Source organism: Micromonospora sp. 067-2, assembly GCF_046549295.1.
Taxonomy (GTDB): Bacteria; Actinomycetota; Actinomycetes; order Mycobacteriales; family Micromonosporaceae; genus Micromonospora.
The window spans coordinates 120687-145564 of record NZ_JAJPWB010000010.1 but is presented as its reverse complement, the minus strand read 5'-3'; the positions used below and the strand labels follow the sequence as shown (position 1 = coordinate 145564).

Below are 24878 nucleotides of genomic sequence, written 5' to 3'. Positions count from 1 at the left end.
ACGCCTACCAGGTGGTCAGGCCGAGGCCGATCGTCCTGGTCAACGTGGCATTGTCGTCGTCACCGTCCAACGACCAGATCATCGCTCCGCCCAGGCCGGTGCGGCGGATGTAGAGCGTCTTCTGCAGCACGACCGCAGGATCGTCGTACGTCCAGAACGTCGTACCGTCGAACAGCCAGGCGTGCCCGGCGCGGAGGTCGCGGTGCACGGTGTAGCCGTTGCCGGCCAGGGTCTTGAGCTTCTTGTAGTCCTCGTAGCCGGCCTCGAAGGTGGCCGGCGCGGGCGCGGCGGCCGGCTTGAACAGGCCGTTTCCTCCGCCGGTGATGCCGGTCCAGCCCCGTCCGTAGTAGGGGATGCCCAGCACGAGCTTGTCGCGGGGCGCGCCACGGGCGAGCCAACCGTCGATCGCGACCTCGACGGAGAAGTCCGGGTTGTCCGGCGAACCCGCCGGCACGCGCAGCGCCGACTGCTGGTTGGCCACCGCCTCCCAGCCGCCGTGGAAGTCGTACCCCTGCACCGTGGCGAAGTCCAGGTACTTGAAGATCTTGCGGCCGTCGTACCCGGCGTCCATGGTTGCCGGGTTGGCCGGCAGGAACGCGGTCAGCGGGTGGTGCGCGCGGGTCTTACGCCCGTACGCGTCGAGTTGCCGGCGGAACTCGGCGAGCAGCTTGGTGAAGTTCTCCCGGTCCTCGGGGCGGATGACGTTGCCCGGTTCACCGGCCCAGTTCGGCCACTCCCAGTCGAGGTCGACGCCGTCGAAGACACCGGCACCCGCCCCCGGGCCGCCGGCGGCACCGTTCCCGCCCGGCAGGTTGCCCTTGAGGTAGAGGTCGATGCAGGACGCGACGAACGCCTTGCGGGAGGCGTCGGTGCGGGCGGCGTTCGAGAAGTACGTCGACCAACTCCAGCCACCCAGCGAGATCAGCACCTTGAGGCCGGGGTGCTTGGCCTTGAGCTTGGCCAGTTGGCCGAAGTTGCCGTTGAGCGCCTGCCCCGGGGCGTCGGCGACGCCGTCGACGCTCTCCTCCGCCGGGACGGGGCGCTGGTAGTCGGCCCAGGCGTCGCCCTCGGCCGGTCCGCCGTCCACATAGCAGCGCCCGTCTTCGCTGACGTTGCCGAACGCGTAGTTGATGTGGGTGAGGCGACTCGCCGCCCCCGAGGTCTCGAGCTTCTTGACCGGGAAGGCCCGGCCGTAGATGCCCCACTGGGTGAAGTAGCCGACCCGGTGGTAGCCGGCCCGGCGGTTGGAGCTGTCGGCCGCGCTCGCGGCGGTGGGCGGCGCGGCGGTGACCAGCATCGTCGCCAGGGCGACGACGGCGGTCAGACGGCGGTGGCGGAACTGTCGCATCGGCACTCCCGTGCGGAACGGAGCGGAATTAGTAAAGACACTTATCTGATTGATGAAGTTAAGCCGATCGCGCGCCGTGGTCAAGAGCCGCCCGCCGCCACGAGGTCAGCCGACCTGGTCGTTGTCCTTGAGCGCGCCCCAGCCGTGCCAGCGGTCGATCTCGATCCAGGCGCTGACCCGGGCGCGCTCCCGACGGGGGTACGCATTGCCCGTGTAGTGCCGGGACAACCGGTCGATGTCCGCGAGGCCCTCGTCCGCGCGCAGGTCGGCGACGTGCCCGATGATGCTGACGTGGGTGTACCAGCCGGCCTCGTCCAGCACGGTGAGCGAGACCCGAGGGTCGTTACGGACGTGGTCCAACCGGCAGCGGCCCTCGTCCATGTTCACCAGAATCCGTCCGTCGTCCCACAGGTACCAGGTGGCCGCGGACACCGGCTGGCCGGTCGCCTGAAGAGTGGTCATGACGGCCGGGTTCGGCTTCTGCAGCATGGCGATCGCGGGTTCGGGCAGCGGCGGCTTGGACATAGGGTCTCCTTCTCGCGTCAGGGTTACCTCCGCACGTTACGCACCTGCCGGCGCCGCTGTCGGACCCGCGCCGGACGCGGGTCGTCACGGCGTGAGAGCGACCATCGTGGACGCTATGCTGCGGGCTCGACGGCGGGGGAGAGGTGGTCGGTCATGACCCAGGCGGAGTCCGGGATCGGATTGCAGCCCGACACGCCGAACGCGGCGAGGATGTTCGACTACTACCTGGGCGGCAAGGACAACTTCGCCGCCGACCGCGCTGCGGCCGCCATGGTGCTGCAGGTCGCGCCCTGGATGCCCGAGGCCGCCCGGCAGGGTCGCGGCCTGATCGCCCGCACGGTCCGCCACCTCGTGCAGGAGAAGGGCATCCGGCAGATCCTCGACCTCGGGTCCGGCCTGCCGACGCGCGACAACGTGCACGAGATCGCCCACCGCATCGACCCGGGCGTACGTGTCGTCTACGTCGACAACGATCCGGTGGTCTGCGCGCACGGGCGCGCCCTGCTCGCCGACGCGACGACGGTGTCGGTGGTCCAGGCGGACCTGCGCCAACCCGAGCAGGTCCTCCACCATCCGGAGATCAGCGGTGCCATCGACTTCGGCAGCCCGGTCGCGGTGCTGATGATGTTCGTCCTGCACCTGGTGCCCGACGAGCAGGACCCGCAGCAGGCCGTGGCGGCCTACCGCGACGCGCTCGCCCCCGGCAGCTACCTGGCGCTGTCACACGCCAGCAGCGACGCGCGACCCGACCTGATGGCACGGATATCGGCCATCTACCAGCGGGCGAACACCCCGTTCGTGCCGCGCAGCCACGCCGACATCTCCCGGTTCTTCGGCGACTTCACCCTCGAGTCGCCCGGGTTGGTCAACATGTGGCCGCACGTCGAGCCGCCGGCCACCGAGGACCCCGACGTCGCGCGCAGCGGCTACAGCGGCGTCGCTCGCAAAACCGAGCGGAGCTGACAGACACCGGATGTCGGCCAGTCCCGGTGAGGTCAGACCTCGATGATGGGCCAGTCGTCGCCGAGCACCTTCCGTACCTGATCGGCGCGGGAGGTGATGAGGCCGGCAGCGCTGCTGATCGCGACGAAGGCCGCGTGGCCGGCTCCGAGGCGGCCGGCCTGCCGGGCCATGCCTCCGATCACCGGGCAGTCGTCGGCCCGGTCGACGTGCAGGGCCGGTGTGACGACCCGTACGGCCGGGTTGCGGCGCACCATCGAGAGGTACTCGTGCTCGGTGTGGTCGAGCAGGCTGTATGCCTCGAGCAGGCAGACCAGCGGCACGGCTACCGTCGCGTCGGCGTCGGCCGCCTCCACCATCGCCGCACCGACGGCGTCGACACCCTGGGCGTAGGCCATCAGGGCGCCGGTGTCGAGCACGTAGACCGGTGCGCTCATGCCGCACCGGGCCGGTCGAAGTCGGTGCGGACCTCGTCGACCGGGCGCTCCAGCAGCTCCGCCACGCGGGCTATGGCCGCCTCGCGCATCTCCGGCGTCACTCGGCGGGCAGCGAGCCGGCGTGCCGCCCCCTCCGGGTCGTAGGGGAACTCGCCGTGGCCAGCCGCCCGCAGAGCAGCTCGCATGTCGTCAGACATTCGACGGCGACGTAGCGCCTCGGTCACGTAGGCGGAGACCTGGCGAGCCGGAAGAGCGTCCAGTTGTTCGGCCACGTCATCAGGAACGGAAATCGTCACACGCCGACTCATACTTCGGAGCCTAGCAAAGTATGAACTCGCCGTCGGTAACCACGCGCTGGCACTCGATCGATGCTTTCAGCGAGCGGAGTCTCTGTGGTCGTCCAACGGTGATCGGTTCAGAGACGTGTCGCGGCGAGCCGCACGCCCAGCCCGAGAAGCGCGACTCCGCTCACCGCATCGATGGTGCGGCGTACCCGGGGTCGCTCCAGCAGCCGTCGCATCGCCGCCACCAGGTTGGCGACGCCGAAGAACCACACGAGGGCGACCGAGGCGGCCACCGCAGCCAGCAACACCGCGTCGACGACCGTCGCGTCCGGGCGCAGGAACTGCGGCATCAGCGCCAGGAAGAAGATGGCCGCCTTCGGGTGGAGCACGTTGCACAGCAACCCCTGCCGGAAGGCCGCCGCCAGCGTCGTTCGCGCTACCGTTACCGCTGGCTGCTGGCAACGGGACCAATTTGTTCCGAGGTAAGGGCAGCGGTGCAGATCGTCCGCCCGTCTTCGTCTGCGAACTCCACTTCGTACGCAATCCTGGGCGTCTGGAAGACGTGGACGATGGTGCCGACGGCTCCTGCGGCCAGGCGTTCCTCCGGGAGAGCTTCCTTGAGCTCAACCACGTCGTACAACTGCAACGGTCATCCTTGCTTTGGCGGGAATGAGACGGTGAGCATGCGTGGCACAGAAGCGCTCTCTTCGAGCATCCACGCGGTGCGAATGATGATAGTCCCGGTAGGGCCGGTCAGCGGGAGGTCGACGGACCAGCGCTGACCGTACTGGTCTGCCTTTCCGAGTATCGGCGTGCCTCGCTGCACACCGTCTCGGATCTGCTGCTCAATTGCGGCGGCGTCATCAGGACCGAACCCGGTGGCAGCGTTGATGACGTGATACTTGTTCTTCCCGACGGGGTGCTCCGGATTCATCGCGTAGGCGGTGATCTTCCTCGAGTCGATGTCAGGATTGCTGAAGTCGGGCCGGGCAGGCTCGCCGGGAGACCGGGGTGGTTCGGGTTCGCGTGGCGGAGGGGCCGAAGACCGACTGTTGAGCCGGCTCAACGCCTGCTTGAGTTCCTCGATGAGGTAGCCGAGGCGGCGGATCTCCGGCATCAGTCGACGCAGGCTGGACAGCAGTCCGCGCAGCAGCCGTGCGATCCGCGCTCCCCAGGACGCCACCAATGTCGTGACCTGTTCCACGACCAGTGGCGTGGCCAGGCCGGCGGTGGCGAGGAGTTCGCCCGCGTACCCGATGAGGCGGGAGACGCAGGTGGCGATGGCGTCGCGGACCAGTAGTCGGACGGCGGCGACCAGGCCGGCGGCGCCCTCGGTGATCGCGGCCATGGTGTCGGCACCCTGGGCGAGGCCGGTGATGGCCTGCCGTTGTTCGCCTGCCCAGGAGCGGTAGGCGGGCCCCGCGCTACCGCCCCAGCCGGCGACGTCGTCGCGGACGGCGGTGGCCAGGTCGGCGGCGTCGTCGCGCAGGGAGGCGGCGACGTTGCGCCAGGTCTGTGCGTGGGCCGTGATCTGTGCGGGGTCTCCGGCGAGCCAGTCGAGCGCTTCGCTGAGCGGCTTGACGTGCTCGATGAGCCAGGCGATGCCGTATTGGAGTAGCGCGCCGACCGGGTCGGAGACGAGGGCGAGGGCGTCGAGGCCGGCGCTGACCACGCCGAGGCTGCCGTCGATCCAACTGCCGGTGCGGACACCCTGGGCGATCAGTTCGATGTCCTCGCAGATCCAGATGCCAGCCCACCCGCGGGGGGCAGCCTCGGAGGCCGGGGCGACGAGGGGGTTGACCGTCACGTGCCCCGCGCCCGTTGCAGAAGCTGTTCGGCGCGGGCGTCGGAAGCCCGGTAGTGGTCCGCGCTGGTGCGTAGCTTCCCGGCGGTGTCGCGCACCGATGCTGAGGCCGCGCCGATGATGTCGACCAGGGTACGGTGCAGCCCGTCCAGCAGGATGGGCATGATCGCGCAGAGTTGCCCGTAGGCGTCGGCGCTCAACCGGACGTGCTGACCGGCCTGGCAGGCGACCTCGAGGCTGTCGGCGTTGCGGTCGATGCGTGCGGCGTGGGACGTGAGGTCGTCCGGGTCGACCTGGATGCCGTCACCGCTGGGCATCCGTCGGGCCTTCGTTGGAGCCGAGTCGGCGCTGGTAGGAGTCGATGAGCGCCGGTCCGGACGGGTCGCCGTCACCGAGGGTGTCGGCGGTCGTCTCGGTGAGCCGCTTGAGCAGGTCGGCGTGCGCGGCCCTGGCGGTGTGCATGATCTGGCGAGCCGTCTGTGCCGCTGAATGCTGCCGGATCCGCTCGTCGAGCCGCAGGTCGGTCAACAGGCCGGACGAGTCGACGGTTACCTCGACCGTGCGGTCGGGGCTGGTGGCGTTGCCGGTCAGGGTCTGCAGCTGGGCGGACAGGGCCTTCGCCCGGGTCGCTCGCTCGGCGAGGGACGACTCCCACTCATCGATCCGGCGACCAGCCGCATCCAGCGCAGCTTCATCCGCCCACACGTCGACCCTCCCCAGGGACATCGGCGACCATCCCCGCCGGGACCGCCGCCACGTTACCAACCGGTGGCGCTCCGTGTTGCCCCCGCACGTCTTACTCCTCTGATCGGGCGGTCCGTTGTGAAGGCCGTTGCTGACATTGATTCGTCGGCATCTCGACGGCGTTACAGGATTCCTCGTACTGCCATAGGCCTGTTCGGTCGTCGAGGTGGGTTGGCTCATCGAGATGGTGCGGCGTGGCCTCGATCCGTCAGAGGGTTGTGATCCCCGGTCGTAGCCTCGTCGCCTCGCGTGGACGGTCAGAGGCCAGGGGCATTGCACCCGACGCAGTGTCTCCAGTGCCCCGGGGATCTGGCCTCAGTCGGGCGGGGGTGCGACGATCCTGACCGACGCCGAGGGCAGGGAGATCTGAATGGACGACAGCGTGCGCCTGCTGCGGGACCTCGCACGGGAGGTGGCCCACCTCGGTGGAGTCGAGCTGCTGCGCCGCTTCGGCAACCACGGTCGGATCGACTACAAGTCCTCGCGTACCGACCCGGTAAGTGCGGCTGACCGGGCGTCGGAGGAGGTGATCGTGGACCTTCTCCGACGGCGGCGGCCCAGTGACGGCATCCTCGCCGAGGAGGGCAGCGACCAAGATAGCGGCTCGGGGTTGCGCTGGGTGATCGACCCGCTGGACGGCACCGTCAACTACATCAGCGGCATACCGTTCTGGTGCGTCAGCGTCGCCTGCGAAAGGGCGACCCCGGGCGGCTGGGCTGCGATGCTCGGAGTGGTCCACGACCCGGTGCACGACGAAACGTTCCATGCCGTGTCGGGTGCCGGCGCCTGGTTGGGGGAGCGGCAGCTACGGCGGACCGGCCGGACCGGGCTGGACGAGGTCATTCTCGCCACCGGCTACGCCTACGACATCACGCATCGTAAAAGCCAGGCCGCCATGGTCGCCGATCTCGCCCTCGACGTGCGAGGCGTACGGATGCTCGGCTCCACCGCCCTGGCGCTGGCCTGGATCGCGGCCGGCCGGATCGACGCTTACGTGGAGGACCGGGCGTCCCCCTGGGACTGGGCAGCCGGCCGGGTTATCGCTGCCGAGGCGGGCGCGTCGGTGGAGCCTCTTGACACCGGCGTGCTCGCCGCGCCCCCGGCGCTGGTCGGCCAGCTGCGCTCTCGCATCAGGACCGCCGGTTGAGCAGCAGTTCGTAAACGGCGCGGTCCTTGCCCCGGCCCTTGAAATCCGTTGTCACCTGCACACCGTCGAACTCCCGCTCACCGGGGACGTTGCGGAACCCGAGCGTGAGCCACGTCCGGTGCGCCGCCCGGTTCTCCGGCTCGGAGGTCAGGTACAGCCGGCGGCAGCCCCACTCGGCCGCGCGAGACCGCACCGAGTCGAGCAGCAGCCGAGCCACTCCGCGGCGACGGAAGTCGGGATGGCTCATCACATCCTGCACGTACACGTCGGCCGGGTCGTCCTGGCTGCGAAAGGCGATCACCGCACCGGCCAGCACGCCCCCGTCCACCGCCACGGGGCACGTCGACGAGAACAGCCTCGCGTACAGCCAGTAGTCCGACGAGGTGCGCGGCCGCACGTAAGGCTCTCCCAGCGCCATCAGACGCTCCACGTCGCCGATCAACTCCGGCCGCAGCGCGCTCGCGATCACCATGCCTCCTCACCCGGGCGGCGCACCGCCGCGACCAGTTGCTGAGCGACCAACTCGGGATCCAACCCCTCGGTAACGCTGCGGCCCACGATCAGGATGTCCCAGTCAGCGCTGGTCAGAACGTCCCGGTCACTCGGCCCGAAACCGCCCGACACGGCCACCGGCAACCGCGTCCACGACCGGATGGCCTGCACCCGCGCCAGCGGGCGGCGGGTGCCGACGCCAATGTCGATGTTCGTGGTGATCGCGAAGGCGTCGACCCCGGCGCGCTCCATGTCCCGAATCCAGGACTCCGACACGGCGGTGCCCGGCACGTCCAACATCACCGGTACGCCGAGCCGGCGTCCCGCCTCGGCAGCGGCCGCCACACTGGCTACGCTCGCCGGCCCAATCAGGAAAACCACATCCGCACCTGCACCGGCGGCGAGCACCACCTGCTCCCGCCCCCAGTCCGCGGACATCATCTCCGCAACAACGACGACCTCCGGGACATCGCGTTTGATGCGTTCGATCGCCTGAACCCCGTGCTGCTTCACCAAAGGGTCACCGACCTCGACGAAATCCACGCCGGCGCGTGCTGCCGCCCGACCCACCGCCACAGCCTGATCGAGGTCGGTGAGGTCCAGCGCGACCTGGATCGTCCGGGCACCCCTCAGCCGCCGAAACGCCTCGCGCAAAACCGGCGCGTCCCAGGGCACATCGGCCGCCCGATCGCGCTCCGGGTCGAGCGCCTCCGCCTCGCGCCGCACCAGCCACGACCCGGCCTGCCGTCCCCGGCCGGCGAGGCGACGCCGGTCGTTCGCGTTCAGCGTGGTCCACCCGGTCCGCGACTCCCGCAGCAGATCGAACAGCGCCTGCTCCGTCACCGGACCCACCGACGCTGGACCAAACGCTGGAACCAGAAGCCGTAGCCGCTCCAACAGCACACTGACCTGCCGGGGCGGCGCTGCCCACGTCGGATCAGTCGCCAATAACCGTGCCGCCCGAGCCAGCAGATCGGTGCCCGATTCCGCCAGGAGCGCCTGCAACACGCTTTCCCGGACGTGCCAGTTCGGGTCGATCAACAGCCGCGCCATCACGTCGGCACCCGTGGGTGGCTGCGCCGCCCGCAACGCTCGGGCAGTAGCCGCCCGGACCTTGTAATCGGCGTCGTCGCAGAGCCGCTCCAGAACCTGCCCCACCGCCGACGGGAACGGCGCGTCCTTGTCCCGGGCGCCGTCGGCCAACGCAGCGCGCACCCGCCAGTCCCGCGAGGCCAACAGGTTCTCCAACCGGTCGTCCTCGCCGTTCGAGAAGAGGTACCAGTGCCGGGCGACGAACGCCGCCAACTCGCCGGTGATCGACTCACCTGGGACGAGCCAGCGATCGAGTTGTGCCTCGGCGGGATGAGCGTCGATAGCCAGCCGGACAGGCTGCCAGACCTGCGAACCGTAGCGGTCGAGGACGCGCAGCAGCCACGGCCGGAAGCCGGCGCCGAGCGCGATAGCCGTACGGTCATGGCCGAGCACGCTGCCGGTCAGATCGATGTCATGTTCGCGGACCGCCCTATCCGCCGCCCGGCGTAGAACGACGTCGGTGACGAATCGTGCATCGGTCAGCGCGAGGAGCAGTGGCACGGTGACCCGGGCGTCCACCGTCGGAGCGGTGAGCACCGCCGTGACTGTGGCCGGAGCGCTGCGGTCGAGTGCGAGCGCGGTCAGCTCGCAGACCGACCGGGCCGCCGCCGACGTGACTGCCTGGGCGGCCAGCGCGTTGAAGGCCGCCGTCACTACAGAGACGGATCGGGACTCCCGCATACGCCGGCTGATCACGGTAGCGAGGGCGAACTCGCGGATCACGTCGTGGCCGAACTCGATCCGGCCGCTGACCGGCGAACGGATCAGCAAGGGCGCCAGCGCCTTTGGGATCTTGTCCGGCGGAACGTCGCTCCGCAGCGCCTGTGGCACCAGATCCGGACGTTCTCGTTCCGCCGCCCGCGCAAGGTCGTCCACCGTGTCCTCGCGGGGCGCGATGGCCCGCACACACCTGTCGATCAGGTCGTACGCGTTGGTCTGCCCCCAACCGATCTCGCCTCCCGCCCGCAGCAGCCGCAAATGCAGCGGGACACGAACCAGTTCACGTACGACGGCGGGCAGCTCCGAGAACGCCGGATCAGCCGGCCGCCGCGATGCATCCCAGGCCCGACTTGCCTCGACCCTGCTCCACCTCGACAGGCGGTAGGAGGCCGTCGCGCGCAGCGGCGCGTACATCGAGGCGGCCAGCACCGGAAAAGCGCTCACGTCGATCTCCGGCGGCGTGCGGACCACCAGCATGAAGCACAGTTGCGTCTCCACCACCTCGCGCAGCAGCGCGTCGACTTCCTGCGCGACAATCGTGAGCTGATCCGTGTCCCGGATGCCGTCGATCACGACCACGCAGGAACGGTCCACGTCACGTACCGCGGCCTCGACCGCCAGCGATGGCTCATCGGTGGCTGGCAGCGACGCGTACCGCAGGATGCGCGCCGCCGGCGATCCATCCTGGGCCAACCAGTGGTCGGCGACGTGCAGCTGAAAGTCCGCCGCACCGCTCATCCCCGCGGCGACATGCTGGACGAGTCGTGACTTGCCGCATCCGCTGGCCCCGGTCAGCAGGTAGACCCGCGCCGTGGAGCCGAGGAAATCCGTCACGCTGCGGACCCCGTCCATCGGCTGCTGGTACGGCGGCACCTCGTCGCGATCGGCGCTCAACGCCGCGAGCAGCGCATCCGTCCGCCGGCGGGAACCCGGGCCGAGGGTCCCGCCGGACCGTGCGATGTCGGGGGGCCGGGCTCTGAGGTGCTGGGCGATCACGTCGACGTGCTGCTCGATGAACGCCAGCCGCAACTGCTGCACGAGCGGGCCCAGGCTGCTGTCCCGGGCGAGGGAGTGGGAAACCATCGCCTCCCACAGGGCAGAGCTGAACGCCACCGCAAAGGTGACCGGATCGACATCCACGGCGGAGAACGTCTCGTCCTGCGGAAGTCGACTGCGGAATCGACCAGCCCAACGGTCCAGGCTCACTGATCGGCTCATCCCGCCTCGCACCAGGCCCGGCTGCACGATCCACCGAGGCACGCCGTTCTCGGCGAAAAAGTCCAGACAAACCAGCTCCAGCAACTCCCGGGTCGGCTCGGCGACATCCGGCGCGGCGACCGCCAACGCCTGCTGCAGCGCGGCGCGGCAGACCTCTTCGAGCTCGCGGTCGAGAGCGGGCGTACGGACAGCGGAGGTCGCCCGTCGACCAGCGGCGATACTGAGGCTGGTCAGTATCTCCGCGGCGAACTCAGCGATGAGTGACACACCAATCCCGATGGCTGATGCTCCGTGTGCGTACCGCGCTGGACCCTAACGTCCATTGCGGACGTAGTCCATCGATCAACTGGTCCGCTGCGGGCCCTGGGACGCGCCGATCCGCCGAGGCCGACCAGAGCAGTCGCGTTTCTGACTGAGGCGTTGATCCGATTCGAGCGTCTGGTTGGCTGGCCGGATTAAGCCGGGGACGACGGGAGCACACATGGTTGCGGCACACGAGACGACGCTGCGGGAGCTGCTCGAAGGCGCGAAGCAGTATCGGGTGCCGCTGTACCAACGGACATACTCGTGGACGGATTCCCAGCTTGGAAGACTCTGGGAGGACATCCGGAAGCTGGCCGAGGAGCGAATTGAGAGCCCGAACCTTACCCATTTCATCGGCTCACTGGTGCTTGCGCCCAGTCCCACGCTTGGGACCTCGGTCTCTGAGTTCCTGGTGGTGGATGGCCAGCAACGTCTGACCACACTCTCCATTCTGCTCTGCGCCATCCGCGATCACCGGGCGAGGCATGAGGACCCGGGCCACCGGGACCGCATCGACCAGGAATACCTGATCAACAAGTACAAGCCGGCTCATCGGTTGAAGCTCGTTCCCACCCAAGCCGATCGCACTGCCTACGAGGCATGCCTGGAGGCCACGCCCCAGGCCGGCGGAAGCGACCAGGTGGGCGCGGCCTACCGGTTCTTCGCGGCCCAACTCGTCGCCGTCGACGACCCGGAAGACTCGCTGGATATCGAACGCATCGAGGACGCCGTCATCTCGGGGATGGCGCTGGTCTCGGTCGTGGCGCAGAACGGCGACAACGTGTACCGGATCTTCGAGTCGCTCAACAACACCGGATTGAAACTCACCCAGGCCGACCTGCTGCGTAACTATCTGTTCATGCGCCTGCCCAGTCGTGGCGATGCGGTCTACGACTCGCTGTGGTTCCCGCTGCAGAAGCAGTTGGACGCCGGGGAACTGGAGCAATTGTTCTGGCTCGATCTGGTGCACCGGAACCCCGAGGTCAAGCAGACCGACACCTACGTCGGCCAGCAGGCAAGGCTCAACGGCCTGCACACCGAGGAGGAAATCGAAGCCGAGGTGCGCCGGTTCTGCCGCCTCGGCGCCCTCCTGCGGATCATCCTGCACCCTGAGGAAGAGCAGGACCCGGAGGTACGGCGGCGGCTGGCCCAGCTCAACGCGTGGGACACCACCACCGTCCTGCCTCTGTTGCTGCACCTGCTGGACCGCCGCAAGCAGGGGACGGCAACCTCGGAGCAGATCGCCGCGGCGATGCTGTACGTCGAGAGCTACTTCATCCGGCGCTTGCTGATCGGCCGCGCCACCGCGAGCATCAACCGGGTCCTGCTGCGCATCGTGACCGACATGCGCAAGGACCTGCCGGTCGACGACGCGGTTCGGGCATATCTGTCGGTCGGCCGGAAGTACTACGCCACAGATGCCAGCCTGCGCGAAGCGGTGCGGTCCATCCCGTTCTACCTCAACGGGCGTGCGACTCAGCGCAAGCTGGTGCTTCAGTGGCTGGAGGAGTCGTACGGCAGCAAGGAACCGGTGGCGCCGGCATCGCTGACCATCGAACACGTCATGCCTCAGAGCCCCACCGCGGAGTGGAGGCAGATGCTGGGCGAGGACCTGCAAGGCGAGGAAAGTGTCGCCGAGGTGCACGAGGCGCTGGTTCACACGTTGGGCAACCTCACTCTCACCGGTTACAACGCGGAATTAAGCAATAGCTCCTTCCTGGTCAAGCGGGCTCAACTCGGTAAGAGCGGGATCGCCCTCAGCCGGGAGATCGCCGGCCAGAAGCGCTGGGGACGCCCTGAGATCCACGCGCGTGCCGACGGGCTCGCAGAGCGAATCATCGCTACCTGGCCCGGGCCTACCGTGGAGGCGGGCAACAAGTCCGAGGTGCCCTGGGACGTCATGAACACAGCGCTCGCCGCGCTGCCCGCCGGCTCCTGGACCGCGTACGGTGATCTGGCCGCGCTGATCGGCACGCACCCTGTCTCTGTCGGTGCCCGGCTGGCCAACCATGCCGCACCGAACGCGCACCGGGTGCTCCAGGCCGAAGGCGTGCTAGCGCCGAACTTCCGCTGGCTCGAGCCGTCGCGTACCGACGACCCGCACGACTTGCTGCACGATGAGGGGATCGAGTTCGACAAATACGGACGGGCCAGCCAGGCTCAGCGCATCGGTGTCGAGGAACTGGCCCAACTTGCGGGCATGCCGCAGCAGGACGGGTCCCGTCAGCTCCTCCGACCACGGTCCCGACACAACAGCCCGTTGGATGACCGGTTCCTCGAGCAGTTGAGGGACCTTCAGGACGCACAGGTCGCACACGGCACGGTCGCGGTGCTTGAAGCCTGGGCAGGGATGGGCGGCACGCCGCTCTACGGCTCCGGCGGCGAGACCTCGTGCTTTCTGATGGCGCGTGGAAAGGACCACGAACTCGGCAATATCTGGCCCGCGACGATCTATCCGAGCGGGAAATTCGAAATCGTCTTTCAGCACCTGAGCACCCGGCCACCGTTCGATGACATCGCGTTGCGGGAGCAGTTCCGCCAGCGGCTGAACGAGCTCGCGGGGGTGAAGATTGCAGCCGCCAAGCTCGCGCTCCGCCCTGGATTCCCTCTGGACGTGCTCGTCAACGTCGAAGCTCGCGAGGCGCTCATCGAGCACCTCCGCTGGTTCTACGGCCAAGCCGCACAACCCGAGGTCTGATCCTCGCCCTACCCTTCGGCCTCGCCCTCTCCATCGCGCGACAACCGTTGGATACCCTCGTGCTCAGCTCACCTTGGCCAACAGCTTCTCGCAGGCTTCGAGGTTCTGGAGAAGCCCAATCGAGGCCGGCATACGCAAGGCGATGGAGAAGTTCCAACAGCTCGCCATCGCCAAGGCCCACCATCATGCGAGCGATGAAGGGTCTCGAGTTCCGCTGCGTAGCGATGGTGGGAGCCACGGCGCGGGCAGTGGTATTCGCGAAGGAGGTGACTCCGACCGAAGTGGACCAGGTACAGCACGACAGCGACATACCCCGGGAGCGCTGCTTGCTCTTCGTCGTCAGCACCTTAGCTCGGGAGACGCTGCACGTGTCGTGGAGCGGTCACCCCAGTCCGTTCCTGTCCAGCACGTCAGCCTGATCGAAGGAGAAACGTGAAGCAGCCGCTGGCCCTCGCCGGGATCCTGGCCGTCCTGGAGGATCCTCAAACGGTTTCCGATCTGCGGCGCTACTACTTGCCGGCCGACGGGAAGGCATTTACCGGAGGGCAGTTCGAGCGGCTCGGCGGTGGCGGTGACCGTCAGGAAGCAGCGAACGAATTCAACGCCGACGACCTGCTCGCGGTGGAACTGCTCAGCGTCCAGATTCCGCCCTTCCGAGCGCTCGATCTGCTGCAGGGACAGCTCGGCCGGGACATTGCCGCAGAGCTGACAGCGATTCCGGTCGACGTCGAGTTGGGCTCTGACGCGGCTCTACCTCTGATCTCGAATGACAGTCCTGCCGGACGCGCTTGGCGGATGCTCGAGAATGCAAACGGCCTGGGCTGGGTCACGGCCGGAAAGCTACTGGCTCGAAAGCGTCCGAAGCTCATACCGGTGTACGACGGGGTCGTGTCCTGCGCCCTCGGGACAGGCAGCGGATTCTGGAGATGGCTGCATGACAACCTGCGCAAGGACGACGCCATCCTGGCGCGGCAACTCGACGCCTGCCGCCGAGAGGCCGACCTGCCCGCAGCGATCAGCCGGCTGCGGGTTCTCGACGTCGCCGTCTGGATGCGCCACCGCAACAACCATCACGGCTCCGCCTGCCTCGGCCTGCGGCTGCCCTGAATGATGGAGGGAGACCACCGTGTCGGAGGGAGGACCTGGAATGCGTACGCCATCGGGTCTTCTGCGACCTGCTGATGCCCGGCGGCCGGCGCTGCCTGCTCCGCGCCGACCACGACGGCGCCTGCGCCGGCCGCCTGCGCCGCTGACAGCGGCCAGCCGCGGCCAGCGCGCCGTGCGGCAGCCTGCGGCTACTGTGCGTTGATGAACACGCCCCCGCTCGATCGCGAACTGTTGGAGTTCGCGGTCGGGTTGTCTGAGCGGGCGGGCAGCCTGGCCGCCGAGCGATTCTTCGCGGCTGACTTCGCGACGGCAATCAAGGCGGACGGGAGCGAGGTCACCGAAGCTGACCTCGCCGTCGAGGCGCTGATCCGTCACGAGCTGGCAGACCGATTCCCTGCGGACGGGATATACGGCGAGGAGACCGGTTCCACGGCCGGCACCTCGGGTCGGCGGTGGATCATTGATCCGATCGACGGCACCAGGTACTTCGTGTACCGGATCCCGATCTTTGGCACGAATCTTGCCCTGGAGGATCAGCACGGACCGGCTCTCGCCGTGGTCAATCAGCCGGTGGCACGTCAGTTGATCTACGCAGGCCGTGGCTGGGGTTGCCGTGTCCGTACTGACGGCAGAGATGTGGCGCCAGCGCTACGGGACACCCCTGACCTGGCCGAGGCGCGGGTGGAACTCGTCAATCCCGCCGGATGGCCCGCCGAGATCCTGCTCATGCTGCATCGCCACACGCGAATCACCGGCCATCTGGGGGGCATCGGCGGTCTGCTCACCGGAATGGTGGACGCGGTGGTGATCGCCGGCCACGAAATGGGTTACGAGGACCTCGCGCCATTTCCGGTGATCCTCGAAGAGGCTGGCGGCAGGGCGACGGATCTTCGCGGTAACCCGCTACTCACCGGGGACGGTACAGCGCTTCTGAGCACCGGACGCCACCACGAGGCCCTGTTGGACATGCTTGCGCCAGTGCTGCCTGGCTGAGTGTGGGCACACTCCGGGATCCGCGGCCGCGGGCAACGGGCAATCGGCACCCCAAGACCTGGAAGCCCGGGCCTAGCGCAGCGACCAACCGGTCGTTGGCTTACCCCGAGGTCCGTCGCCGGGTCGTCGCGATGCTCTGCGCCCTGCCGCCGCGCATCGGGCTGTCAGGTGAGAGTCGGTTTGTCCCGGGTATCCAGCCGGCTCCGACACAGGAGGTTGTCGTGCAGACGTACCCGTCGGTGGATGATCACGGCCTGATCGGAGACCTGCAGACCGCCGCGCTGATCAGTCGGGACGGCACCCTCAACTGGTTCTGCGCGCCTCGGTTCGACTCACCCAGCATCTTCGGTGGACTTCTCGATGGCCAGCAGGGCGGCTTCTTCCGAATCTTCCCGCCAGACGTCAAGTACGTCAGTAAGCAGCTCTATCTACCCGATACGCCTATCCTCATCACCCGCTTTCTCTGCCCCGACGGCGTGGGTGAAGTCATCGACTTCATGCCGGTCGTCGGAAGCGAACCCACCGACCGGCACCGTATCGTGCGGCTTGTCCGGATCGTGCGGGGGTCCCTACGCCTCCGGCTGGAATGCCGACCCCGCTTCGACTACGGGCGTCAGTCTCACACCGTCGACCTCACCCCCGACGGCTGCACGTTTCGCAGCCGCGACCTGACGGTCAACGTCGACGTCATCCGGTCCGGTCACCGTCTGCTCAAGATGCGGGACCTCCACCGCGACGAGCGTGATGTCTGGGGCGAGGGGGTCTTCCACGAGGGCGATGTGGGAGGCGCGATCATCGACGTCGCCGCCAGCGGGCTCGACCGGCAGCCCCGGGTCGTCGAAGCCGACGAGGCGAACAACCTCTTCGAACAGACGCGCGACTACTGGAGGGACTGGCTCGGCAGGTCCACCTACACCGGCCGGTGGCGGGAGATGGTGCGGCGGTCGGCCATGACGCTCAAGCTGATGACCTATGCGCCGACCGGTGGTCTCGTCGCCGCTCCGACCACCGGCCTTCCCGAGCAGATCGGCGGTACCCGCAACTGGGACTATCGCTTCACCTGGATCCGCGATGCCTCCCTCTCGGTGCGTGCCTTGCTCGACATTGGCCTGACCGAAGAGGCCCGCGGATATCTCGACTGGCTCAAGGCACGGTTCCGCGACATCGGCGCCTCCGGTGGGCCTTTGCAGATCATGTATCTCGTCGACGGTGGCCGGGACATCACCGAGTCCACCCTGGAGCATCTTGAGGGATACCGACGTTCGAGCCCGGTGCGTATCGGCAACGCCGCCGCTGGGCAACTCCAGCTCGACACCTACGGCGAGGGGCTGAACTGTCTGTACGTCGCCGACACCCACGGGCTGCACATCTCCCACGAAGGGTGGCGCGACGTCGTTCGCACGCTCGACTGGCTGTGCGACAACTGGAACCAACCCGAGGACGGTATCTGGGAGACCCGCGGAAGTCGACAGGACTTCACCTACGGACGGCTGTTGTCATGGGTCGCCTTCGACCGCGGCCTCCGCCTCGCCGCGCGCCTCGGCCGCCCCGCCGACACCACCCGCTGGGCCGCTGCCCGCGACGCCGTCTACCAGCAGATCTTCGACCGCTGCTTCCACCCGGGCCGCCGTGCATTCGTCCAACACCCGGCCAGCGACGTCCTCGATGCCAGCCTGCTGACCATGCCCGCCCTGGGATTCATCGCGCCGGACGACCCGATGTGGCAGTCCACCCTCGCGGCCGTGGACCAGGAGCTGGTCTCGGACAGCCTGGTCTACCGATACAACCCCAACGCCTCACCCGATGGACTGCCGGGTGCCGAGGGCACGTTCACGATGTGCTCCTTCTGGTACGTACAGGCGCTCGCCGAGTCGGGCCGGCTCGACGACGCCCGACTCATCTTCGACAAGATGCTGACCTACAGCAACCATCTCGGCCTCTACGCCGAGGAGATCGATTCCACCGGCGGACAGGTGGGCAACTTTCCGCAGGCATTCAGCCACCTGTCTCTCATCACCAGCGCGACCACCCTCGACCGTCTCCTGGACCAGCGGCTGGCACGCTGACGGGCGCCTCCTCGGGTCTCCGACCGTGCTCGACCTGAAGCGGAGCGAGATGGCCTGTGTCTCTGTCTGGGCGCTCTCGTTACCGCTGGCTGCGGGCGACGGGACCAACTTGTTCCGAGGTGAGGGCAGCGGTGCAGATTGTTCGCTCGTCCCCGTCTGCGAACTCCGCCTCATACGCGGCCCTGGGCGCTTCGAAGACGTGGACGATCGTGCCCACCACTCCGGCGGCCAGGCGTTCCTCCGGGAGAGCTTCCTTGAGCTCCACCACGTCGTACGGCTGCAACGGTCATCCTCGCGTAGGCGGCAACGAGATGGTGAGCATGCGAGGCACGGGAGCTTCCTTTAGGCGATCAGCGGCTGTTGAATTGTCCGCCGTCGACTATGGGGGATCCTCAGGTCCTGCGAACTCGCCAGAGTAGGTGGCTTTCACCAGCTCTTGGAGATGACGGATGACATCGGCTTTGTGTTCGGTGTCCGGCAGTTGCCGCTCACCAGCCGAAATCAGGCCTTCACGCCAGTGGTTGACGACCTCCTGCCTGGCGGCGGCGGGCAGGTCGTCAATCCACAAGGTTCCCAGGTTGTGATCAACAATTTCCTGCAGGTGGGCTGCGGCCTGCCTGTCCGAAAGGCGGGTAATCAGGAAGTCTAGGGTCCAGTCGAACAACCCCCCCGTCGCGGTCCAGTCGACCCCGGGTTTAAAGACGATCAGGCCAGCCATCATTTCCCCACGATAAATACTCGCGGACCGAGGCTCCGGTCCCCAATGAACTGTTCAATCCGAGCGACCTGCTCCGGGGAGAACTTCGAAACGTCCACCGGCACAAGGTCCGCCTTATCCAAGTGTCGCTCGATCTGATACTGCAGCTGGGGCCACTGCCGGTCAAAGAATTGCCCGGGGAAGTTGCCCACCGCATCATAGGTCCGTCCGGCGTCGTCGACCCAGTCGGCAGAGGAGTCTGCCGGAGCACGAGTCAACCTCACGCCCTGTTCCTGCTCCAGCCGGACCGCAGTATCCGCTTCGCCCGGTCGGAACCTGCCCGTCGCCGGGTCCATGCCAAGATCGTGAACCCGCTGTTCCTCCGCGCCGGGACGCGATGAAGATTCGCGAGGTGACTCAGGTTCCGGGTTCCTCCGACTCGGTCGCGACTGACCTTTTTGAAGTCGGCTGAGTAGCTGCTTCAGCTTCTCGATCAGGTCGCCCAGTCGACGTACCTCCGGAATCAGCCGCCGCAGGCTGGCCAGCAGCCCCCGCAACAACCGCGCAATCCGCGCACCCCACGACGCGACGAGGGTCGTCACCTGCTCCACGACCAGCGGCGCGGCCAGTCCGCCCGTGACGACGAGTTCGCCGGCGTACACGATGAGGCGGGAGACACAGGTGGCGATGGCGTCGCGGACCAGCAGTCGGACGGCGGCGACCAGGCCGGCGGCACCCTCGGTGATCGCAGCCATGGCGTCGGCACCCTGTGCGAGGCCGGTGATGGCCTGCTGCTGTTCGGAGGACCAGGCCCGGTAGGCGGGGCCTGCGATGCCGCCCCAGCCCGCGACGTCGTTGCGGACGGCGCGGGTCAACGCGCCGGCCTCCTCGCGCAGGGATCTGGCGACGTTGCGCCAGGTCTGGGCATGTACGGTGATCTGTGCTGGATCACCGGCGAGCCAGTCCAGCGCCTCACTGAGCGGCTTGACGTGTTCGATGAGCCAGGCGATTCCGTACTGCAGCAGTGCGCCGACGGGGTCGGAGACGAACGCGAGGGCGTCGAGACCTGCGCTCACGACACCAAGGCTGCCGTCGATCCAACCGCCGTTGCGTACGCCTTGCGCGATGAACTCGATGTCCTCGCAGATCCACACACCCGCCCAAGCGCTGGGCGGGGTGTCCGCTGCGGCGGCGACGAGCGGGTTGGACGTCACCGCTGCTGCCGCACTCCGTCGAGCAACTGCTTGGCGTGGGCGTCTGATTGTCGATAACGGTCCGCTCCGGTCCGGAGCTTCCCGGCGGTGTCCCGCACGGAACCGGCCGCGGCGCCGATGCCATCGATCAAGGTCCGCTGCAGGCCGTCGAGCAGCATCGGCATCATCGCGCAGAGTTGCCCGTAAGCGTCGGCGCCCAGCCGGACGTGTTGGCCTGCCTGTTGGGCGGTGGCGAGGCTACCGGCGCAGCGATCGAGGCGTGCGGCGTGGGCGGTCAGGTCGTCCGGGTCGACGTGGATGCCGTCACCGGCGAGCATCGCTTGCTCCCTGGTCGTGGATCAACCGGTTGCGGTACGAGTCGACGATGGCCCGGGCGCTCGCGTCGTCGCCGAGCGACTCCGCAGTTGCGCTGGCGACCTGCCGGAGCAGGTCGGTACGTGCGGCTCCGGTGGTCTCCAGGATCTGCTGGGCGGTGTGCGCCGCGGATTGTTGCCGGATGCGTTCGTCGAGCCGCAGATCGATCAGCAGCCCGGCCGAGTCGACGGTGACGCCAACGGTCCGGTCGGCGTTGCGGGCGGTGCCGGTCAGATCCCGCATCCGTGCCGACAGCGTTTTCGCTCGTTCCGCCCGCTCGGTGAGCGACGACTCCCACGCGTCGAGCCGGCGTCCCGCCGCGTCGAGCGCAGCGTCGTCCGCCCACATGTCGACCCTCCCAGGGACCACCACCGACGACAGCCGGCGGGATCACCGGCACGTTACCAACTGATGGCGCTATGTGCATGCCCCGACCGTTGGGCCGGTCGGAAGGGACGCCGCACCGAACATCGCTAGGTGCCCGGATTCGAAGCGCGCGTCGATCAGGTCGAGGACGGTTGTCCCCGTGACGAGCAACAATCCGCACGCCGACATGGCCGTGCGGACCGGTGTCGGACGGGCCGCTTGACTGCGCCAGGTGCTGCCACTGGCACCGGGGACCGCACCCCCGTGCGGGGAGCCGTGCACCTCCGGAGAGAGGATGGGTGCATGACCGATTCCGCACTTCCCAGGCGTGTCGTCGTCACCGGGGCCACCGGCAAGCTCGGCTGGGCCGTGGTCACGCACCTGCGCGCCGTCGGCCTCGACGTGCTGGCGGTCGACCGCGCCGGCGGGCGCGACCCGCGCGACGTCGAGGGGGAGTTCCTCCTCGTCGACCTCACCGACTACGGCCAGGTGGTGGAGGCGTTCACCGGCGGCGCCGACGAGCACGCCGGCGGTGTCGACGCGGTCGTGCACCTGGCGGCCGTCCCGGCCCCGGGGCTCCAGCCCAATGCCACCACCTTCGCGAACAACTCGGCCGCGACGTACAACGTCTTCGCGGCCGCCCGGGCGGCGGGCATCAAGCGGGTGGTGTGGGCGTCGAGCGAGACGGTCCTGGGGTTGCCGTTCGACAGCCCGCCACCGTACGCGCCGGTCGACGAGGAGTACGCGCCGCGCCCGGAGTCGACGTACTCGTTGAACAAGGCTCTCGAGGAGGAGATGGCGCGACACTTCTGCCGCTGGGACCCGGAGCTGGTCATGGTGGGTCTGCGGTTCTCCAACGTGATGGACGTCGAGGACTACGCGCCGTTTCCCTCGTTCGACGCGGACCCGCAGCTGCGCCGGTGGAACCTGTGGGGCTACATCGACGCCCGCGACGGCGCTCAGGCGGTCGAGCGGGCACTGGCCCACGACCAGCCGGGTGCCGACGTCTTCGTCATCGCCAACGCCGACACCGTCATGAGCAGGTCCAGTGCCAGCCTGATGGCCGAGGTCTACCCGGGTGTCGAGGTCCGCAAGGAGTTGGGCGAGCACGAGACCCTGCTCAGCATCGAAAAGGCGCGACGCGTGCTGGGTTACGAGCCGCGGCACTCCTGGCGGGACCACGTGGACCTCACCGGCCGCTGAGGAAGCCCGAGCAGCTCGCGAAACTACTCACGGCAATCGCAAACCAACCGCAGTGAACATCTTCACGTGGTGACAACGAGCGCGTAGCCTGCCTGAAACGATTCAGTTAGCGGAGGCCCGCATGACTCGTCATCATCTCGGATTCCGACCGGCACCCCGGCGGCGTCGAACAGCAGTGCTCCTGGCCGCCACGACGGCCGTCGCGATCGTCCTCGGCGGCGCCACACCGGCGCTGGCATCCCGGGGCCACGCTCCCGGCGCGCCGGTGTCGCTGACGGTCGGCGACCGCACCCGCCCGCTCAACGTCGAGGGCATCCCGCGGTTCGGCTGGCTGCCCCGGGACGCCGACCCCGGGGAGACGCAGACCGCTTACCAGATCACGGTCACCGCCACCGGGGCCGACCGGATCTGGGACTCCGGCAAGGTCAGATCCGACCAGCAGTCCTACGTGTCGTACGCGGGACCCGCCCTGCGCCCCGGGGCGGCGTACGAGTGGACGGTCCGTACCTGGGACCGCACCGACCGGCCGTCCCGGAAAGCTACCGGCGCCTTCGAGACCGGCATCGCCGACACCCAGTGGGAGGGCGCCAGCTGGATCCGGCGCGCCACCACCGAGGCCGACGACTACACCCTCGCCCGCGTCGAGGTACGCCCCAACGCCAGCCGCGTGGTCCGGGCCCGCGCCTACACGGCCGCCGACCACACCTACGAGCTGTACCTCAACGGCACCCGCGCCGACCGGGGCACCTCGTTCGCCTATCCGGGGGAGGACTACTACCAGGCCGCCGACGTCACCAGGCTGGTGAGAGCCGGCAGACCGCTCGCCATCGGAGTGCGCTACCACTGGTACGGCAGCGGCCAGGGCCGCCCGGCCGGCGCCCGTGGCCTGCTGCTGAAGTTGGTCGTCGAGCACGCCGACGGCACCAGGGAGGTGTACGGCACCGACGGCTCCTGGCGGGTCGCCCGGGACACCCAGTTCGTCGCGGACGCGGAGCGCCGCAACGGCGAGGGTGACCGGGTCGAACGGCAGGACGCCCGCGGCGAGGTCGCCGGGTGGCTGCGGCCCGGCTACGACGACAGCGCCGCCGGGTTCAGCGCCGCCGAAGTGCTCGGTGCGCATCCGACCGCGTCGTCGCCGCACCTGATCGGGCAGGAGACCCGACTGGCCGAGACCACCGTCGCGCCGGTCGCGCTGCGCACCGCCGCCGACGGTACGGTCGTCGCCGACTTCGGGGTGGTCATCCCCGCTCGCCCGGTCGTCCGGTTCGACACCGGCGTGGCCGGGCGCGCGGTCGACCTGCGGGCCGGCTACACCCTCACCGACACCGGCCGGGTCGCCACGTCCACCCTGGAAACCCAGGGCACCACCATGAGCTTCCCCTACCTGCAGAAGGACGGCCCGCAGGAGTTCCGGGCCTTCACCCACCTCGGCTTCCGCTACCTGGAGATCCCCAACGCCGGCGAGAAGATCTCCGCGCGCGACGTCTCCGCCGTCGTCGTGCACACCGACACGCCCGCCGGCCGGGAGGCGAGCTTCACCAGCTCGAACGCGACCCTCGACTCGGTGTGGACGATGATGAAGCGCTCCGCGATCTACTCCGTCCAGGAGGCGTTCGTCGACACCCCCACCCGGGAGAAGGGCCAGTTCCTCGGCGACGCCGCCAACATCTCGTACGCCACGATGGGCGCCTTCGGCGAGCGCGACGCCACCCAGCAGGCGCTGCGCGAGTTCCTGCGCTCGGCCGCCCGCTACTGGACCGCCGAGGCCGATCGTGGCCGCTACAACGCCGTCTACCCCAACGGTGACGGCAAGCGGGACATCCCCGACTACTCGCTGATGTTCGTCGACTGGGTGTGGCGGTACTGGACCGAGACCGGCGACCGGGAGCTGCTGGCCGAGGCGTACCCGGCCATCCGCGACACCGCTGACTACGTCCTGCGCCACATTCCGGCTACCGGCCCCACCGCCGGCCTGGTCACCAACCTCTCGGGCGGGAGCGGTGGCTACCGCTACGGCATCGTCGACTGGCCCGAGCCCGGCCGCTTCGGCTACGACATGAGCACCGCCGCCCGGACCACGATCAACGCACAGGGCGTCGACGTGTTGCGCACCACCGCACGGATGGCCGAGGCCCTCGGACGGCCCACCGACGAGGTGACCGCGTACGACGGCCGGGCCGCGGACCTCACCAACGCGGTCGACACCACGCTGCGCGCCGCCGACGGCAGCTACGTCGACGGCCTGTCGGCCACCGGCGAGCGCAGCGGTCACGCCGGGCAGCACGCCACCTCGTACGCCATCGCCCACGGGCTGGCACCACGGGCCGACCTGCCGGCGCTGGCCGACCGCATCGCGTCCATGGGCATGAAGCAGGGTCCGATGACGGCCCACTGGCTGCTGAAGGCGCTCGCCGACGCCGACCGGCCCGACGCGGTGCTGCGGCTGCTGACCAACCCGGACGACCTGGGCTGGGCGAACATCCTCGCTCAGGGAGGCACCTTCACCTGGGAGGCCTGGACCCTCGACCCCGGCAGCAACTTCAGCCAGTCCCACGGGTGGGGGGCGCAGGCCGTGGTCGACGTGCAGGAGACCCTGCTCGGTGTCCGCACCGCCAGCCCGGGAGCGGCGGCGGTCGACATCGTCCCGCCGGCGGTCGGGCTGGACCGGGCGAGCGGCACGGTGCCGACCCAGCGTGGGCCCGTCCGCCTGGACTGGCGGCGCACCGGTGCCGGCGTGCGCGTCGACCTGGACGTGCCGGTCAACGTCACCGCCCGGGTCGCACTGCCTGTCGTTCCCGGACAGTCCTACCGGGCTGCCGGCCCGAGCAGGGCCACCTTCGTGGGGATCGAGGACGGCCGCGCCGTCTTCCAGGTGGGCTCCGGCCGGTCGAGCTTCCACCCGGTCGCCGGTCCGGCGGCTCGACCGCGCTGACGCGCAGTGGCGGGGGAGTCGGGCGGGCAACCGTCCGGCTCCCCCGCCGACCAGCAGTTGGCCTCCCCTAAAACGTTTCACCGCATTGACCAGTGGGCCGCGCGTCCGACCACCGGCTGGGCGGATCGGTCCGGGCGGGCCTGGGAGCCTCATCCGTAACAGGGAAGAAATCAT

General features: G+C 68.7%; 24 protein-coding genes. 8 read left to right on the top strand and 16 right to left on the bottom strand.

Annotated elements, in window-relative coordinates:
• Positions 1-4: 4 nt before the first annotated feature.
• Together ACLJN9_RS24010 and ACLJN9_RS24005 are read right to left on the bottom strand one after the other, a co-directional pair.
• On the bottom strand, positions 5-1348 hold the full coding sequence (locus tag ACLJN9_RS24010; RefSeq protein WP_410813775.1) for a glycoside hydrolase family 18 protein: 1344 nt from the start codon (positions 1346-1348) through the stop codon (positions 5-7).
• Between the two features lie 105 nt (positions 1349-1453).
• The gene (locus ACLJN9_RS24005; protein ID WP_410813774.1) at positions 1454-1873 is read right to left on the bottom strand and encodes a PPOX class F420-dependent oxidoreductase; all 420 of its coding nucleotides are present in this window, start codon (positions 1871-1873) and stop codon (positions 1454-1456) included.
• Between the two features lie 153 nt (positions 1874-2026).
• Between ACLJN9_RS24005 and ACLJN9_RS24000 the strand changes: the two genes are divergently transcribed.
• A complete protein-coding gene (locus ACLJN9_RS24000; RefSeq protein WP_410813773.1) occupies positions 2027-2836 on the top strand; it encodes an SAM-dependent methyltransferase in 810 nt (269 codons plus the stop codon).
• A gap of 32 nt (positions 2837-2868) precedes the next feature.
• Here ACLJN9_RS24000 and ACLJN9_RS23995 read toward each other — a convergent pair whose 3' ends face one another.
• From ACLJN9_RS23995 to ACLJN9_RS23965, 7 genes are all read right to left on the bottom strand, one after another.
• A complete protein-coding gene (locus ACLJN9_RS23995; RefSeq protein WP_410813772.1) occupies positions 2869-3270 on the bottom strand; it encodes a hypothetical protein in 402 nt (133 codons plus the stop codon).
• Entirely contained in the window at positions 3267-3578 is a 312-nt protein-coding gene (locus ACLJN9_RS23990; protein ID WP_410813771.1) for a hypothetical protein, read from the bottom strand. Before ACLJN9_RS23990 ends, ACLJN9_RS23995 begins: the two co-directional genes overlap by 4 nt.
• Positions 3579-3685: 107 nt before the next feature.
• The gene (locus tag ACLJN9_RS23985) at positions 3686-3979 is read right to left on the bottom strand and encodes a LysE family translocator (RefSeq protein WP_410814003.1); all 294 of its coding nucleotides are present in this window, start codon (positions 3977-3979) and stop codon (positions 3686-3688) included.
• Positions 3980-3996: 17 nt separating this feature from the next.
• Positions 3997-4200: a DUF4926 domain-containing protein gene (locus ACLJN9_RS23980; protein WP_410813770.1), complete on the bottom strand. Its 204-nt coding sequence runs from the start codon at positions 4198-4200 to the stop codon at positions 3997-3999.
• Positions 4201-4203: 3 nt separating this feature from the next.
• A complete protein-coding gene (locus ACLJN9_RS23975; protein WP_410813769.1) occupies positions 4204-5361 on the bottom strand; it encodes a WXG100 family type VII secretion target in 1158 nt (385 codons plus the stop codon).
• Positions 5358-5675 (bottom strand): type VII secretion target, encoded by a 318-nt coding sequence (locus ACLJN9_RS23970; RefSeq protein ID WP_410813767.1) that lies wholly within the window; start codon positions 5673-5675, stop codon positions 5358-5360. Before ACLJN9_RS23970 ends, ACLJN9_RS23975 begins: the two co-directional genes overlap by 4 nt.
• Positions 5662-6084 carry a YbaB/EbfC family nucleoid-associated protein gene (locus ACLJN9_RS23965; protein ID WP_410813766.1) on the bottom strand — a complete coding sequence of 141 codons (423 nt, stop codon included), beginning with the start codon at positions 6082-6084 and terminating at the stop codon, positions 5662-5664. Before ACLJN9_RS23965 ends, ACLJN9_RS23970 begins: the two co-directional genes overlap by 14 nt.
• A gap of 388 nt (positions 6085-6472) precedes the next feature.
• Here ACLJN9_RS23965 and ACLJN9_RS23960 point away from each other — a divergent pair, with 388 nt between their 5' ends.
• The gene (locus ACLJN9_RS23960; protein WP_410813764.1) at positions 6473-7249 is read left to right on the top strand and encodes an inositol monophosphatase family protein; all 777 of its coding nucleotides are present in this window, start codon (positions 6473-6475) and stop codon (positions 7247-7249) included.
• Here ACLJN9_RS23960 and ACLJN9_RS23955 read toward each other — a convergent pair.
• A complete protein-coding gene (locus ACLJN9_RS23955) occupies positions 7233-7721 on the bottom strand; it encodes a GNAT family N-acetyltransferase (RefSeq protein WP_410813762.1) in 489 nt (162 codons plus the stop codon). The two genes, ACLJN9_RS23960 and ACLJN9_RS23955, sit on opposite strands and share 17 nt — an antisense overlap.
• Positions 7715-11038 carry an orotidine 5'-phosphate decarboxylase / HUMPS family protein gene (locus ACLJN9_RS23950; RefSeq protein ID WP_410813761.1) on the bottom strand — a complete coding sequence of 1108 codons (3324 nt, stop codon included), beginning with the start codon at positions 11036-11038 and terminating at the stop codon, positions 7715-7717. The genes ACLJN9_RS23955 and ACLJN9_RS23950 overlap by 7 nt, the downstream gene beginning before the upstream one ends.
• 214 nt (positions 11039-11252) lie before the next feature.
• On the opposite strand from ACLJN9_RS23950, the gene ACLJN9_RS23945 reads away from it, so the two are divergent.
• From ACLJN9_RS23945 to ACLJN9_RS23930, 4 genes are all read left to right on the top strand, one after another.
• Positions 11253-13772, top strand: coding sequence for a DUF262 domain-containing protein (locus tag ACLJN9_RS23945; RefSeq protein ID WP_410813760.1), 2520 nt, complete (start codon positions 11253-11255; stop codon positions 13770-13772).
• A 432-nt stretch (positions 13773-14204) separates the two neighbouring features.
• Positions 14205-14879 (top strand): DUF6308 family protein, encoded by a 675-nt coding sequence (locus tag ACLJN9_RS23940; protein WP_410813759.1) that lies wholly within the window; start codon positions 14205-14207, stop codon positions 14877-14879.
• 201 nt (positions 14880-15080) lie between these two features.
• On the top strand, positions 15081-15872 hold the full coding sequence (locus tag ACLJN9_RS23935; protein ID WP_410813758.1) for an inositol monophosphatase family protein: 792 nt from the start codon (positions 15081-15083) through the stop codon (positions 15870-15872).
• 221 nt (positions 15873-16093) lie between these two features.
• Positions 16094-17938, top strand: a complete 1845-nt coding sequence (locus ACLJN9_RS23930; protein ID WP_410813757.1) for a glycoside hydrolase family 15 protein — start codon at positions 16094-16096, stop codon at positions 17936-17938.
• A 79-nt stretch (positions 17939-18017) separates the two neighbouring features.
• Here the strand turns inward: ACLJN9_RS23930 and ACLJN9_RS23925 are convergent, their stop codons facing one another.
• From ACLJN9_RS23925 to ACLJN9_RS23905, 5 genes are all read right to left on the bottom strand, one after another.
• Positions 18018-18221, bottom strand: a complete 204-nt coding sequence (locus ACLJN9_RS23925; protein WP_410813756.1) for a DUF4926 domain-containing protein — start codon at positions 18219-18221, stop codon at positions 18018-18020.
• 96 nt (positions 18222-18317) lie between these two features.
• Complete coding sequence (locus ACLJN9_RS23920; protein ID WP_410813755.1) at positions 18318-18659, bottom strand: hypothetical protein; 342 nt, start codon at positions 18657-18659, stop codon at positions 18318-18320.
• Entirely contained in the window at positions 18656-19849 is a 1194-nt protein-coding gene (locus ACLJN9_RS23915) for a WXG100 family type VII secretion target (RefSeq protein ID WP_410813754.1), read from the bottom strand. Before ACLJN9_RS23915 ends, ACLJN9_RS23920 begins: the two co-directional genes overlap by 4 nt.
• Positions 19846-20166, bottom strand: coding sequence for a type VII secretion target (locus ACLJN9_RS23910; protein ID WP_410813753.1), 321 nt, complete (start codon positions 20164-20166; stop codon positions 19846-19848). The genes ACLJN9_RS23915 and ACLJN9_RS23910 overlap by 4 nt, the downstream gene beginning before the upstream one ends.
• The gene (locus ACLJN9_RS23905) at positions 20153-20551 is read right to left on the bottom strand and encodes a YbaB/EbfC family DNA-binding protein (RefSeq protein WP_410813752.1); all 399 of its coding nucleotides are present in this window, start codon (positions 20549-20551) and stop codon (positions 20153-20155) included. Before ACLJN9_RS23905 ends, ACLJN9_RS23910 begins: the two co-directional genes overlap by 14 nt.
• A 321-nt stretch (positions 20552-20872) precedes the next feature.
• Between ACLJN9_RS23905 and ACLJN9_RS23900 the strand changes: the two genes are divergently transcribed.
• Together ACLJN9_RS23900 and ACLJN9_RS23895 are read left to right on the top strand one after the other, a co-directional pair.
• Entirely contained in the window at positions 20873-21772 is a 900-nt protein-coding gene (locus ACLJN9_RS23900) for an NAD-dependent epimerase/dehydratase family protein (RefSeq protein WP_410813751.1), read from the top strand.
• A gap of 121 nt (positions 21773-21893) precedes the next feature.
• A complete protein-coding gene (locus tag ACLJN9_RS23895; RefSeq protein ID WP_410813750.1) occupies positions 21894-24704 on the top strand; it encodes a family 78 glycoside hydrolase catalytic domain in 2811 nt (936 codons plus the stop codon).
• Positions 24705-24878: the final 174 nt, after the last annotated feature.

Coding starts and splice junctions, on each gene's coding strand:
- ACLJN9_RS24005 (WP_410813774.1), bottom strand. CDS start 1,873: ATGTCCAAGCCGCCGCTGCCCGAACCCGCGATCGCCATGCTGCAGAAG.
- ACLJN9_RS23965 (WP_410813766.1), bottom strand. CDS start 6,084: ATGTCCCTGGGGAGGGTCGACGTGTGGGCGGATGAAGCTGCGCTGGAT.
- ACLJN9_RS24000 (WP_410813773.1), top strand. CDS start 2,027: ATGACCCAGGCGGAGTCCGGGATCGGATTGCAGCCCGACACGCCGAAC.
- ACLJN9_RS23970 (WP_410813767.1), bottom strand. CDS start 5,675: ATGCCCAGCGGTGACGGCATCCAGGTCGACCCGGACGACCTCACGTCC.
- ACLJN9_RS23995 (WP_410813772.1), bottom strand. CDS start 3,270: ATGAGCGCACCGGTCTACGTGCTCGACACCGGCGCCCTGATGGCCTAC.
- ACLJN9_RS23895 (WP_410813750.1), top strand. CDS start 21,894: ATGACTCGTCATCATCTCGGATTCCGACCGGCACCCCGGCGGCGTCGA.
- ACLJN9_RS23905 (WP_410813752.1), bottom strand. CDS start 20,551: ATGTGGGCGGACGACGCTGCGCTCGACGCGGCGGGACGCCGGCTCGAC.
- ACLJN9_RS23945 (WP_410813760.1), top strand. CDS start 11,253: ATGGTTGCGGCACACGAGACGACGCTGCGGGAGCTGCTCGAAGGCGCG.
- ACLJN9_RS23910 (WP_410813753.1), bottom strand. CDS start 20,166: ATGCTCGCCGGTGACGGCATCCACGTCGACCCGGACGACCTGACCGCC.
- ACLJN9_RS23900 (WP_410813751.1), top strand. CDS start 20,873: ATGACCGATTCCGCACTTCCCAGGCGTGTCGTCGTCACCGGGGCCACC.
- ACLJN9_RS23990 (WP_410813771.1), bottom strand. CDS start 3,578: ATGAGTCGGCGTGTGACGATTTCCGTTCCTGATGACGTGGCCGAACAA.
- ACLJN9_RS23955 (WP_410813762.1), bottom strand. CDS start 7,721: ATGGTGATCGCGAGCGCGCTGCGGCCGGAGTTGATCGGCGACGTGGAG.
- ACLJN9_RS23960 (WP_410813764.1), top strand. CDS start 6,473: ATGGACGACAGCGTGCGCCTGCTGCGGGACCTCGCACGGGAGGTGGCC.
- ACLJN9_RS23935 (WP_410813758.1), top strand. CDS start 15,081: ATGAACACGCCCCCGCTCGATCGCGAACTGTTGGAGTTCGCGGTCGGG.
- ACLJN9_RS23920 (WP_410813755.1), bottom strand. CDS start 18,659: ATGATGGCTGGCCTGATCGTCTTTAAACCCGGGGTCGACTGGACCGCG.
- ACLJN9_RS24010 (WP_410813775.1), bottom strand. CDS start 1,348: ATGCGACAGTTCCGCCACCGCCGTCTGACCGCCGTCGTCGCCCTGGCG.